The organism is Thauera sp. SWB20 (assembly GCF_000831325.1).
Classification (GTDB): domain Bacteria; phylum Pseudomonadota; class Gammaproteobacteria; order Burkholderiales; family Rhodocyclaceae; genus Thauera; species Thauera aminoaromatica.
The window spans coordinates 102,078-114,549 of record NZ_JTDM01000020.1; the positions used below are offsets into that span (position 1 = coordinate 102,078).

Here is a 12,472-nt window from a genome sequence, read left to right on the forward strand (position 1 = left end):
AAGAGGCTCGCGGCTTGCGCCGCTCCTGCAGGAGAACCGCCGCGCTCCGGACCGGCGGCGAAAATCGGGGTCGGACCCCGATCTTCTGGACGATCACAGCCCCTGCTTGCCCTCGTTGCCCTCGATGAACGGGCTCCACGGCTGGGCGCGGATCGGCCCCTTGGTCTGCCATACCACGTCGAACTGGCCGTCCGCGCGCACCTCGCCGATCAGCACCGGCTTGTGCAGGTGGTGGTTGGTCGCGTCCATGGTCAGCGTGAAGCCCGACGGCGCCTTGAAGCTCTGCCCGCCCATCGCCGCGATGACCTTGTCGACGTCCGTGCTGGCGGCCTTCTCGACCGCCTGCTTCCACATGTGCAGGCCGACGTAGGTGGCCTCCATCGGGTCGTTGGTGACCACGGTGTCGGCGTTGGGCACGCCGTTCTTCTTCGCCCACGCGCGGTACTTGTCGATGAAGGCCTTGTTCTGCGGGTTGTCGACCGACATGAAGTAGTTCCACGCCGCGAGGTGGCCGAGCAGGGGCTTGGTGTCGACGCCGCGCAGCTCCTCCTCGCCGACGGAGAAGGCCACCACCGGCACGTCCGTCGCCTTCAGTCCGGCGTTGCCCAGTTCCTTGTAGAAGGGCACGTTGGAGTCGCCGTTGATGGTCGACACCACGGCCGTCTTCTTGCCCTCGGAGGCGAACTGCTTGATGCGCGCGATGATGGTCTGGTAGTCGGCGTGGCCGAAGGGCGTGTAGTCCTCCAGGATGTCCGCATCGCTCACCCCCTTGCTCTTCAGGAAGGCGCGCAGGATCTTGTTGGTCGTGCGCGGATACACGTAGTCGGTGCCGAGCAGCACGAAGCGCTTCGCGCCGCCGCCTTCCTCGCTCATCAGGTACTCGACCGCGGGAATCGCCTGCTGGTTGGGCGCGGCGCCGGTGTAGAAGACGTTCTTCTCGAGCTCCTCGCCCTCGTACTGCACCGGGTAGAAGAGCAGGCCGTTCAACTCCTTGAACACCGGCAGCACCGACTTGCGCGACACCGAGGTCCAGCAGCCGAACACCGCCGCGACCTTGTCCTGCGCCAGCAGCTGGCGCGCGCGCTCGGCGAACAGCGGCCAGTTCGAGGCCGGGTCGACCACCACCGGCTCGAGCTTCCTGCCGAGCACGCCGCCGCCGGCGTTGATCTCCTCGATGGTCATCAGCGCCACGTTCTTGAGCGCGGTCTCGGAGATCGCCATCGTGCCCGACAGCGAATGCAGGATGCCGACCTTGATGGTGTCGGCGGCGTGCGCGCCGGCGGGCAGGCCGATCGCGGCGATGGAAGCCGAAAGCGTGAGGGCTTTGACGAAGTTGCGACGGTTCATGGACGGACCTCTTGCAGTGGGTGGAAGTCGAGCGCAGCGCAGGCTGCGTCGATGAACCCTCTGCAAGGGGCGTGCCAAGTTGTCGGAAAATCGCTGGACGGAGTGTGGGACGCGGCCTAAATCCGCGCCGTTGATGCGCTCGTGGCACGCCGACGGATCTTGTACCCGCTCTCCTGGCGTCCCTGCAGCGCGCCTTCTTCGGCGATGCCGCGCCCCGCGCCGATGCAGTACCCGGAAGACGTGCACCATCGCAGTGCAGCAAACTCCCGGCCGCGTGCACGCGGCGTGCCTCGTCGAGGTACCCGGTGCCCTGGCCGATCGCGACTTGCGTCGCTCCCACGCAAACCACCCCGATGCGATCCGGGACCTGTAGGAGCGGCGCAAGCCGCGATCGAGTCGTCCGACTGCGACGGGCGTTGGCGGGGGAAGGAGGCTGCAATCGCGACTTGCGTCGCTCCCACGAAAACGACCCCGACGCGATCCGGGGCCCGTAGGAGCGACGCGAGTCGCGATCGGGTCGTCCGACTGCGACGGGCGTTGGCGGGGGAAGGAGGCTGCAATCGCGACTTGCGTCGCTCTCACGAAAACCGCCCCGACGCGATCCGGGGCCTGTAGGAGCGGCGCAAGCCGCGATCGAGTCGTCCGACTGCGACGGGCGTTGGCGGGGGAAGGAGGCTGCAATCGCGACTCGCGTCGCTCCTACGGTCGTGTCCCCAAGCGCATCGCCCGGTTTTCGGTGGGAGCGACGCGAGTCGCGATTCCCCGTTCCACCCGCGCCGTGTCGGCCGACGCCCGCCTGCTACAGCATGCTGTCGAGGAAGGCGCGCGTGCGTGGATGCTGCGGGTTGGCGAAGAACTCGGCCGCGGGGCGCGACTCGATGAGCTCGCCGCCGTCCATGAACACCACCCGGCTGGCGACCTCGCGGGCGAAGCCCATCTCGTGCGTCACCACCAGCATGGTCATGTGCTCGTCGGCGAGCTGGCGCATGGTGCGCAGCACCTCGCCGGTGAGCTCGGGGTCGAGCGCCGAGGTGGGCTCGTCGAAGAGCATGATGTCGGGCTCCATCGCCAGCGCGCGTGCGATCGCCACGCGCTGCTTCTGTCCGCCGGACAGGCGCGAGGGGTAGGCGTCGCGCTTGTCGAAGAGGCCGACCTTGCGCAGCAGCGCTTCGGCCTTGGGCAGGATGGCCTCGCGCTTCAGGCCCTTCACCGTGATCGGGGCCTCGATCACGTTCTCCAGCACGGTGAGGTGGGGGAACAGGTTGAAGTGCTGGAACACCATGCCCATGCGCGCGCAGATGCGGCGCACCTCGGCGTCGGCGACGTAGCGCGCGCGGCCGCCGGTGTCGTTGTCGGCGAGGACGTCGCCCTCGATGACGATGCGCCCGGCGTCGATCGTTTCCAGATGGTTGAGGCAGCGCAGGAAGGTGCTCTTGCCCGAGCCCGAAGGCCCGATCACCGCCACCACCTCGCCCTTGGCGAGCGTCAGCGACACGCCCTTGAGCACCTCGTTGGCGCCGAAGCGCTTGCGGATGCCGTCGGCGAGGATCATCGGGCTCGTCATCGGCCCCGTCATCGCGGCGGCCTCAGTCATAGACGGCATGGCGTTTCTCCAGGCGCTGGAAGAGCCAGGTCAGCACCAGCGTCATGATCAGGTAGAAGGCGGCGGCGACGATGAAGGGGGTGATCGTGAAGTCGCGCTGCACGATGCCGCGCGCGGCGCGCAGCAGGTCGTTGAGCGCGAGCACGTAGATCAGCGAGGTGTCCTTGACCAGGGTGATGGTCTCGTTGCTCATCGGCGGCAGGATGCGCTTGACCACCTGCGGCAGCACGATGCGGCGCATGGTCTGGCCGTAGGAGAAGCCGAGCACCTTGGCGCCCTCGTACTGGCCGCGGTCGATCGACTGGATGCCGGCGCGGAAGATCTCGGCGAAGTAGGCCGCGTAGTTGAGCGCGAAGGCCACGATCGCCGCCGGGAAGTCGGGCAGGCGGATGCCGATCCCCGGCACGAAGGGCAGCGCATAGTAGATGAACAGCATCTGCAGCATCAGCGGCGTGCCGCGCATCAGCCAGATGTAGGCGTTGACCGCCTGGCTGGCGACGCGGAAGCGCGAGATGCGCACCAGCGCCAGCGCCAGGCCGAGCGGCACGGCCAGCAGCAGGGTGATCAGGAAGAGCTGCAGCGTGACCAGCGAGCCCTCGGCGAGCGGGCCGAGGATGCTGAGGATGTAGTCCATGGCGGGACGCCGGGCGAGCGGCGGGCAGGTAGGAGGCGCGCGGGAGCGTCGGCGCGGGCGGCGTTGGCGCCCGAGTGGGGGGAGCGGAGGAGATCGCGGCTTGCGCCGCTTCTACACGGGGCCGACGTAGGAGCGGCGCAAGCCGCGATCTCCGCAGCCGGCTTACTTGATGATGTTCTTGCCGAACCACTCGGTGGAGATGCGGGCGGCGCTGCCGTCGGCCTTCATCTCGTCCATCGCCTTCTGCAGCTTGGCCAGCAGCGCGGTGTCGTCCTTGCGGGTGCCGACGCCGTATTCCTCGGTGCCGAAGTGGTCGTCGAGCACCACGTAGTCGTTCGGCTTCTTGGCGGTGTAGTAGCGGCCCACGACCTCGTCGAGCACCACCGCGTCGAGGCGGCCGGTGGTGAGGTCCATCAGCGCGGTGACGTTGTCGCCGAACTTCTTCAGCTCCTTGAAGGAGGCGGCCACCGGGTCCTTCTGCACCGCGTCGACCGCGCTGCTGCCGTCCTGGATGCCGATCACCTTGCCGGCGAGCTCGGCCTTGGTCTTGATCGCCGACGCGGCGGGCACCACGATGATCTGGTGGTTCTCCATGTAGGCGCTGGTGAAGCCGATGTTCTTCCTGCGCTCCTCGGTGATGGTGAGGCCGTTCCACAGCGCATCGACGCGCTTGCCGTTGAGCTCGGCTTCCTTGGCGCTCCAGTCGATCGGCTTGAACTCGACGGCGATGCCGAGGCGCTTGGCCGCTTCCTTGGCGAGGTCGATGTCGAAGCCGACCAGTTCGTTCTTCTCGTTGCGGAAGCCCATGGGCGGGAAGTTGTCGTCGAGGCCGATGACGATCTTCGCCGGGGCGGCGGGGGCTGCGGCGGATTGGGCGGCAGGCGCGGTTTCGTTCTTGCCGCAGCCGGCGAGCAGCGCACCGGCGGTGAGGGAGAGCATCAGCAGCGAGGAGAGTTTCATCTTGGTCTTGCCCGGGAGGGTGGTCGGGGACGGGCCGGGTGGGCCCGCCACGGAGAGGGCGCCGGGGTGCCGGCGCCAAAACCGTGATTCTCGCTGCACTGCGTCAGGCGAGCAACCTTGCCGCTGCCCGCAGAGCTCGCGCGCGTGGCCGCTCAGTTGCCCGCCGGCTCGCGTCCGCGTGCCTCGGGGGCGTTGCCGCCGTCCCTGGCTTCGCGCCGGAAGCTGCGTCGCGCCTCGCCGTCGTCGTCGCGGCGAAACCCCCGGAAACCCTCGGGCGGTCGCCCGCCAGCCTCGCTGCGGCGGGGCTCGCGCGCCTCGCCTGCGGCACCTGCGGGGCGCAGCTCGGGGCGCGCAGCGCGATCGCGCGGCGGTTCGGCGCGCAGCAGTCCTTCACGTCCACCGGGCGGGCGTTCCTGGAAGATCCTCGGGGGGCGGGCCTCGTCGCGCAGGTCGCGGCGATCGCGCAGCTGCGGGCCATCGGGAGAACCAGCGCCGTCGCCACGGGGGGAGAAGCCGGGCCAGGGCCGGCTGTCGCGGTCGCGGCGGACATCGTCGCGGCTGCGGTCGTTCCAGCGCCGGTCGTCCCGTCGCGCGTCGTCGCTCCGCCAGCGGTTGCGGTCGTGTTCGTCGCGACGGTCGCCGCGCCCGTCCGGGCGCACATCGATGTGCGGCGGCTGCGCGAGCGGTCGCGAATGCATGCGCGGTGGGCTCCAGTAGCCCGGGACCCAGTGCGGGCGCGGTCCGACCCGGTTCCAGTAGCCATCGATCCAGATGTAGCCGGCGGCCGGTGGCAGGCCGCGGTACTCGATGCGGGGGGGCGGCGTGACGATCACCGTCTCGCGCTCGTAGTAGCGGTCGTCTTCGTAGTAGCCGTAGTCGTCGACCGGGACCACCGCGCATCCGCCGAGTGCCAGCGCGGCTGCGAGCAGCATGGGCGAAAGGGGCGAGCGGATCGTCATGGTTGCGTCCTGCCACGGAGAAGGGTGCGACATGCGGGGCGGCCGGGGGCGGGGCGCTGCCGCCCTCCGCCCCCTTCCGCGTCTCTGCTGTCTCCACGCGCACGATAGGCGAAAGGGGGCGCGCCGGGTGGGCGGCGAGGTAATCAGTTGTGACGACGCGATCGCTCAACAGATCCGCGGCAGCTGCTCGCCGGCGATCCAGTCCACCATGCGCCGCCCGCCCAGGCCGGTGCGCAGCTGCACGAAGTGCTGCGGGTCGGCGGTGGCGCATCCGATCCGCGCCGCCTCGGTGCCGAGCGGATGCGCGCGCAGCGCGGCGAGCGCCGCGCCGGCGTGCTCCGGAGCGCACAGCACCACCAGCTTGCCCTCGTTGGCGACGTAGAGCGGGTCGAGCCCGAGCAGCTCGCAGGCAGCCTGCACCTGCGCCGACACCGGGATCGCCGCCTCGTCGAGCTCCATGCCCACGCCCGACTGCGCGGCGATCTCGTTCAAGGTGGTCGCCAGTCCGCCTCGCGTGGGGTCGCGCAGCACGCGGACCGCCTCGGCCGGCACCGCGGCGTAGAGCGCCTCGACCAGGTCGTGCAGTGCCGCGCTGTCGGAGACGATCTCGGAGTCGAAGGCGAGCGACTCGCGCTGCGCCATGATTGCCATGCCATGGTCGCCGATGCGCCCCGACACCAGCACCACGTCGCCCGGCCGCGCCCGCGCGCCGCCCGGATCGCGCCCGGCCGGCAGCGCCCCCACCCCGGTGGTGGTGATGAACACGCCGTCGCCCTTGCCCTGTTCGACCACCTTGGTGTCGCCGGTCACCACCGTCACCCCGGCCGCGCGCGCCGCGGAGGCCATCGATTCGACGATGCGGGCGAGGTCGGCGAGCGCATAGCCTTCTTCCAGGATGAAGCTGGCGGCGAGGTACAGCGGGCGTGCGCCCATCACCGCGAGGTCGTTCACCGTCCCATGCACCGACAGGCTGCCGATGTCGCCGCCGGGGAAGAACAGCGGGCTCACCACGTGGGCGTCGGTGGCCATCACCAGGCGCTCGCCCGCTGCGGGCGCGGGCAGCACCGCGCCGTCGTCGCCGCGGGCGAGCCAGTCGTTGGCGAACGCGCGCAGGAAAAGTTCGGAGATCAATTGCGCCATCGCCCGCCCGCCGGCGCCGAAGCCGAGGTCGACGCGGCCCTTGCGCAGGTCCAGGGGGCGGACGTAGCCGGTTTTGACGGTGTTCATGCGGTTTCCTGGTCCGGATTCGGGGGTGCGGAGGTGCCGACGACATGTACCGGAACGTCGCGGAAGCGCCCGTAGTTGTAGTGCGCGGCGCAGGCGCCCTCGGAGGACACCATGCACGAGCCCATCGGCGTTTCCGGGGTGCACACGGTGCCGAAGAGCTTGCAGTCGGTCGGCTTCTTCACGCCGCGCAGGATGGCGCCGCATTCGCAGGCGCGGTGGTCGGGCACGGGGCGGTAGTCGAGACCGAACTTCGCCTCGGCGTCCCAGGGCGCGAAGGCGGGGCGGATGCGCAGCGCGGAGCGCGCCAGCACACCGAGGCCGCGCCACTCGAACTCGTCGCGCAACGCCAGCACCTCCGACACGATCGCCTGCGCTTTCGGGTTGCCGTCGCGCACCACCGCGCGGGTGAACTCGTTTTCGACCTCGGCACGGCCCGTGTCGACCTGGCGCACCAGCATGCGGATCGCCTGCATCACATCGAGCGGTTCGAAGCCGGCGATGACCACGGGCTTGCGGTAGCGGGCGGCGAAGGCTTCGTAGGGGCGGCTGCCGATCAGGGTGGACACTTGGGCGGGGCCGATGAACCCGTCCAGGTGCAGCGCCCCGAGCCGGCTGGCTGCGGGCGAGTCGAGGATCGCGGTGATCGCCGGCGGCGTCAGCACGTGGTTGCAGATCACGCTGAAGTTGGCGAGCCTGCGCGTGGCGGCCTCGCGCAGCACGAGCGCGGTGGGGGGCGTGGTGGTCTCGAAGCCGATCGCGAAGAAGACCACCTCGCGTGCGGGTTCGCGCACGGCGAGCGCGAGCGCGTCGGCGGCGGAGTACACCATGCGCACGTCGGCGCCGCGTGCCTTGGCCTTCAGCAGCGAAAGGCCGTCGGAGGCGGGCACGCGCAGGCAGTCGCCGTAGCTGCACAGGATCACCTCGGGGCGCGCCAGCGCGAGGCCGATCGCCATGTCCACGCGACCGATCGGCAGCACGCACACCGGACAGCCGGGGCCGTGGATCATGCGCACGTTGGGTGGCAGCAGGTCGGCCACGCCGTAGCGCGAGATGGCGTGGGTGTGGCCGCCGCAGAACTCCATGAAGGCGTAGTCGCGGCCGGGGTCGACCTCGCGCGCGAGCGCGCGCGCCAGCCCGGCGGCGAGGGCGCCGTCGCGGAACTCGTCCACGTATTTCATCGCGCAGCCTCGTATTCCATTACTCGATGGCGCACTTCAGCGCGCCGCACCGGGTGCGGGGTGCTCGCCGCCGAGCGCGCGCACGGGGTCGATGCCGGCGTCGGCGATCAGCGCCAGGGTCTGTGCGGCCTCTTCGGGGTCGAGCCGGGTCAGCGCATAGCCGACGTGCACGATCACGTAGTCGCCGACGGCGGCGCCGTCGACCAGGGCGAGCGAGATCTCCTTGCGCACGCCGCCGAGCTCGACGCGGCATTGGTCGCCAGCGAGCAGTTCGACGATGCGGGCGGGGATGGCGAGGCACATGTTCAGTCTTCCTTGGTTGCAGCGAGCCGGTGCATGGCGACCCAGGCCTGGCCGAGCGCGAGGCCGGCGTCGCCCGGAGAGAGGCGGCGCGCGCCGAGCACCTCGAAACCGCGCGCCGGCAGGGCGGCGTGGAGCGCGTCGGCGAGCAGGCGATTGTGCAGGCAGCCGCCCGACAGCACCACCGTGGCGCAGCCGGTGCGCTGCCGTGCCTCCTCGACCCAGGCGACGAGCGCGGCGGCCAGGGTGGCCTGGAAGCGTGCCGCGCCGCGCGCGGGCTCGGGTTCGTCGGCGAGGCGCAGCAGCAGGGGGTGGAGATCGAGTTCGAGCGTCCCTCCGGGCGGCTGCGCGCCGGCGTAGGGATGCGCGCGGTCGTCCGGCTGCGGGACGGAGCCTGCTGCGGGCGCCCCGCGGTCGGTGCGCGAGCGCGCTCCATCGGCCTGTCCGCGCAGCGCACCGCCTGCGTCGCAAATCCGCCAGTCGCCGGGAGTCACCTCCGGCGCGGCCGTGCCGGAGGCCAGGCGCTCGAGCGCGATCGCCGCCTCGGCCTCGTTGTGCATGACCTCGCACAGGCCGAGCAGGCCGGCGGCGGCGTCGAAGTGGCGGCCGAGGCTGGAACTCGGCGGGCTCAGCGCCGGGCGGGCGAGCACCTGGGCGAGCAGCGCCGCCGCCGGCTGCCCGGGGAAGCGGCGCGCGATCTCGTCGCCACGGCCGCTGGCGTGCAGCAGCGCGGCGGCCATGCGCCAGGGCTCGCGCGCGGCGCGGTCGCCGCCGGGCAGGCGCAGCGGGCGCAGGTGGCCGAGGCGGACGAACTCGCCGCCGGCCACCCACAGCAGCTCGCCGCCCCAGGCCTCGCCGTCGCTGCCGAGGCCGACGCCGTCGAGCGCCAGCCCGAGCACCGGACGGTCGTCGAAGCGGCCGTGTTCGGCGAGCACGGCGGCGACGTGGGCATGGTGGTGCTGCACGCCGCTCGCCGGCACGCCCAGACGCGCGGCGAGCGCGCAGGCGATGCGGGTGGAGTGGAAGTCCGGGTGCAGGTCGTGGGCGATCGCGCGTACCGGGGCCGCCGCCCGCGCGAGCAGGGCCAGCGCGGCCGGCTCCACCGCACGGCAGGCGTCGGCGTTGTCGAGGTCGCCGAGGTTCGGGCCGAACTGTGCGCGCCCGTCCTCGAGCAGACAGGCGGCGTGCTTGAACCAGGCGCCGAGGGCGAGGATGGGCAGCGCCTCGGCGAGGCGCCCCGTGCCGATGGAAGGCAGCGGCAGCGCGTCGCCGAGCGGCGCGGGAGCAGCCGCGGCGGGCAGGGCAGGCCCCCTCGCGTCGCTGCCCGCGGCGGGGAGTGCGATGTTCATGCCTGCAAGCCTGCGGCACGCCGCGCATGCGCGGCGGCGAGCCCGGCCTCGATCCAGGCGATCCATTCGTCCAGGCCCTCGCCGGTGGTGGCCGAAGTCCGGATCACGCGCAGGCGCGGATTCACCCGCAGCGCGAAGTCGATCGCGCGTTCGGTGTCGAAGGCGAGGTAGGGCAGCAGGTCGGTCTTGTTGAGCAGCATCAGGTCGGCGGCGGCGAACATGTCGGGATACTTGAGCGGCTTGTCCTCGCCCTCGGTGACCGAGAAGATCGCTACCTTGTGCGCCTCGCCGAGGTCGAACGCGGCCGGACACACCAGGTTGCCGACGTTCTCGATCAGCAGCAGGCTGTCCGCGGCGAGTTCCATGCGCGGCAGCGCGCGCGCCACCATGTCGGCGTCGAGATGGCAGCCCTTGCCGGTGTTGATCTGCAGCGCCGGCACGCCGGTGGCGCGGATGCGCTCGGCGTCGAACTCGGTCTGCTGGTCGCCCTCGATCACCGCGGCGGGCACGCGCTCGCCGAGCAGCTGCAGGGTTCGCACCAGCAGCGAGGTCTTGCCCGAACCCGGGCTGGACACGAGGTTGAGCGCGAAGATGCCGCGCGCGGCCAGCCAGGCGCGGTTTTCCGCGGCGCGCGCGTCGTTCTTGCCGAGGATGTCGCGCTCGATCTTCACCATCTGCGCCTGGCTGAGGCCGGGCGCGTGGGCGTGCGCCGGACCGCTGCCGAAGTCGAGATGGTGGTGGCCGGGCGCGGCGGGGTGCGAGGTGGGCGTCGTGTCCGCGGCGGTAACGGGCGAGGATGACGACGTGTCGGGCGACAAGCCGCGGGGCGGGGGGGCAGCGTGCCCGCCGACGGCACGCCATGTGCGCGTCGCGCCGGGCCGCGGGTGTGCGCCACCCGCGGGGCGCCCGCCACCGAGCGCGCCGATCCGGGTTTCACCGCTGCCGCAACCACATGTCGTGCACATCTCTCGTTTCTCCTTGCTGCCTGTAAGGATCACGCCCCTGACCCGACCGCGGCCGTTCAGGTGGACGCAGGAGCGACGCAAGTCGCGATTGCGGCGAGGGGGCGGGCGCAGGCGCTTGCCCGTGCGGCTGGATCGCGACTTGCGTCGCTCCTACAAAAAACCATCGCGCACCGGAGCCCGGTGCAACCATCGCGTACTGGAGCCCCGTGTAAACATCGGGGGTCCGGGCGGGGCGCCGCCTTGCGTGACCGGAGCCGCGTCTGGCCTTCGAGCGCCGGCCCATCTTCAGTCCACCTCCAGCGCCTTCACGCGCATCTCCCGGCCGGCAGTGGTCTGCACGCGGTAGCCGCCGCAGTGCGGGCAGGGGTCGTAGAGCTGGTGGATCGGCACCTCTTGCGCGCAAGCGGGGCACCAGCCGGCGCCGGGCAGGGTTTCGACCTCGATTGCGGCGCCGGCGGCGATGGTGTCGGCCAGCACCACGTCCAGGCAGAAACGCAGCGCCTCGACCTCGACCGCGGCGAGTTCCCCGATCTCCAGCACGACCGCGCGCACGTGGCCAAAGCCGTCGGCCACCGCGGCGTCCTCGATGAGGGTGCGCACACCCTCGGCCAGGGACATCTCATGCATCGTGACTCTCCTCGGTCTTCGAGCTTACCCCAGGCGGCGGAGAGAAGCGAAACGCGAAGGCGGATTGCGCAAAGCGCCGGGGGCAGCCGGCGGGCGGTGGGGGGGCGGCGAGTGCTTGGGCGGATGGGCGAGGGAAGGCGAGGGAAGGCACAGGGGGCGGCGGACCCCTAGAATGACGGACCGTCTTTCCCTGTCCTCGAGTCTCGCGATGAAAACCTCTTCCCTGTTGGGCCTCGGTCTCCTCGCCGGCCTGGTCGGCGGCTGCAGCCTGCTCAGCCCTGCCGCGCCTGCGCTGGCCGCCGAAGCATCCCCCCAGGCCGTGGCCGAGCGCCCGGCCGACCCCACGCCGGCGCTCGATCCCCAGCCGCCGCTCGAGTTCCGCTGCGGCGAGCGCAGGGTCGAGCTGCGCCACTTCGGCGAGCTCGCCACCCTCGGCGTCGACGGCAAGGTGTTCACGCTGCGGCCCGAGCGCAGCGCCTCGGGGATGCGGATGGTGTCGGTCGACGACGAGCGCACCGGCATCTGGGTCAAGGGCAACTCCGCGCTGCTGAGCCTCGCCGGCGTCGAGCAGCCGGAGTGCCGGCGGGTGGCGGAGAAGCCGCTGTTCCGCGCGGTGGGGAACGAGCCGGCTTGGCGGCTCGACATCGGCGCGCACGGCCTGGAGCTGATCGCCGACGGCGGCGCCTCGCGTGCGTTCGCCGCTGCGCCGCTGATCGTGGAGGCGGCGGACATGCGCAGCTACCAGGGCATGAGCGCCGGCGGCGAGCTGGAGGCGCTGGTGTTCGAGCGCCTGTGTGTCGACACGATGAGCGGGATGACGCACCCGAACAGCGTCGAGGTGCGCTGGCAGGACCGCGTGCTGCGCGGCTGCGGTGGCGATCCCGCGCAACTGCTGCAGGGTGAGCCCTGGGCGGTGGTGGAGCTCGACGGCCGCGCGGTGGCCGATCCGGCGCGGATGACACTCGCCTTCGCGGCCGACGGCAGGCTTGCCGGCCTGGCCGCATGCAACCGCTACTTCGGCAGCTATGTGCTGTCGGGCGAGGGCCTGCGGCTGTCGCCGCTGGGGGCGACGAAGATGGCTTGCGAGCCGCGTGCGATGGAAGACGAGCAGCGCTTCATGGCGGCCGCCGCGCGGGTGACGGGCTTTGCGATCGCAGGTGACGGCGGGCTGGAGCTGCGTGCGGGCGATCGGGTGGTGATGCGCGCGCGGCGCGCGGGCGGGCGGTGAGGGGGAGGACGACCTTGCGGTCGAGCACGTGCTCACCGGTGCGACGCTTGCCGGAGCGCGGCGATCGCGACTTGCGTCGCTCCTACAGGGGCGTC

12 protein-coding genes are annotated in these 12,472 nt (G+C 71.4%); 1 reads left to right on the top strand and 11 read right to left on the bottom strand.

The annotated features are described in order from the left end of the window. Nucleotides 1-93: 93 nt before the first annotated feature. From urtA to hypA, 11 genes are all read right to left on the bottom strand, one after another. The gene (gene urtA, locus PO78_RS14485) at nt 94-1,347 is read right to left on the bottom strand and encodes an urea ABC transporter substrate-binding protein (RefSeq protein ID WP_004326830.1); all 1,254 of its coding nucleotides are present in this window, start codon (nt 1,345-1,347) and stop codon (nt 94-96) included. A gap of 799 nt (nt 1,348-2,146) precedes the next feature. Continuing rightward, the gene (locus PO78_RS14490; RefSeq protein ID WP_004326831.1) at nt 2,147-2,899 is read right to left on the bottom strand and encodes an amino acid ABC transporter ATP-binding protein; all 753 of its coding nucleotides are present in this window, start codon (nt 2,897-2,899) and stop codon (nt 2,147-2,149) included. A 34-nt stretch (nt 2,900-2,933) separates the two neighbouring features. After that, nucleotides 2,934-3,584, bottom strand: coding sequence for an amino acid ABC transporter permease (locus PO78_RS14495; protein WP_004326833.1), 651 nt, complete (start codon nt 3,582-3,584; stop codon nt 2,934-2,936). Nucleotides 3,585-3,746: 162 nt separating this feature from the next. Further along, nucleotides 3,747-4,544 carry an amino acid ABC transporter substrate-binding protein gene (locus PO78_RS14500; protein WP_004330253.1) on the bottom strand — a complete coding sequence of 266 codons (798 nt, stop codon included), beginning with the start codon at nt 4,542-4,544 and terminating at the stop codon, nt 3,747-3,749. A 152-nt stretch (nt 4,545-4,696) separates the two neighbouring features. Next, nucleotides 4,697-5,503 carry a YXWGXW repeat-containing protein gene (locus tag PO78_RS21935; RefSeq protein WP_052484427.1) on the bottom strand — a complete coding sequence of 269 codons (807 nt, stop codon included), beginning with the start codon at nt 5,501-5,503 and terminating at the stop codon, nt 4,697-4,699. 165 nt (nt 5,504-5,668) lie between these two features. After that, a complete protein-coding gene (hypE, locus tag PO78_RS14510; protein WP_043744776.1) occupies nt 5,669-6,730 on the bottom strand; it encodes a hydrogenase expression/formation protein HypE in 1,062 nt (353 codons plus the stop codon). Beyond that, nucleotides 6,727-7,908, bottom strand: a complete 1,182-nt coding sequence (hypD, locus tag PO78_RS14515; RefSeq protein ID WP_043744779.1) for a hydrogenase formation protein HypD — start codon at nt 7,906-7,908, stop codon at nt 6,727-6,729. The genes hypE and hypD overlap by 4 nt, the downstream gene beginning before the upstream one ends. Nucleotides 7,909-7,944: 36 nt before the next feature. Then, nucleotides 7,945-8,211: a HypC/HybG/HupF family hydrogenase formation chaperone gene (locus PO78_RS14520; protein ID WP_043744781.1), complete on the bottom strand. Its 267-nt coding sequence runs from the start codon at nt 8,209-8,211 to the stop codon at nt 7,945-7,947. A 2-nt stretch (nt 8,212-8,213) separates the two neighbouring features. Next, entirely contained in the window at nt 8,214-9,557 is a 1,344-nt protein-coding gene (locus PO78_RS14525; protein ID WP_082047804.1) for a Kae1-like domain-containing protein, read from the bottom strand. After that, complete coding sequence (gene hypB / locus PO78_RS14530; protein WP_043744784.1) at nt 9,554-10,522, bottom strand: hydrogenase nickel incorporation protein HypB; 969 nt, start codon at nt 10,520-10,522, stop codon at nt 9,554-9,556. The genes PO78_RS14525 and hypB overlap by 4 nt, the downstream gene beginning before the upstream one ends. A 285-nt stretch (nt 10,523-10,807) precedes the next feature. Then, nucleotides 10,808-11,149, bottom strand: a complete 342-nt coding sequence (gene hypA, locus PO78_RS14535) for a hydrogenase maturation nickel metallochaperone HypA (protein WP_043744787.1) — start codon at nt 11,147-11,149, stop codon at nt 10,808-10,810. Between the two features lie 208 nt (nt 11,150-11,357). Here hypA and PO78_RS14540 point away from each other — a divergent pair, with 208 nt between their 5' ends. After that, a complete protein-coding gene (locus PO78_RS14540) occupies nt 11,358-12,377 on the top strand; it encodes an META domain-containing protein (RefSeq protein WP_043744791.1) in 1,020 nt (339 codons plus the stop codon). Nucleotides 12,378-12,472: the final 95 nt, after the last annotated feature.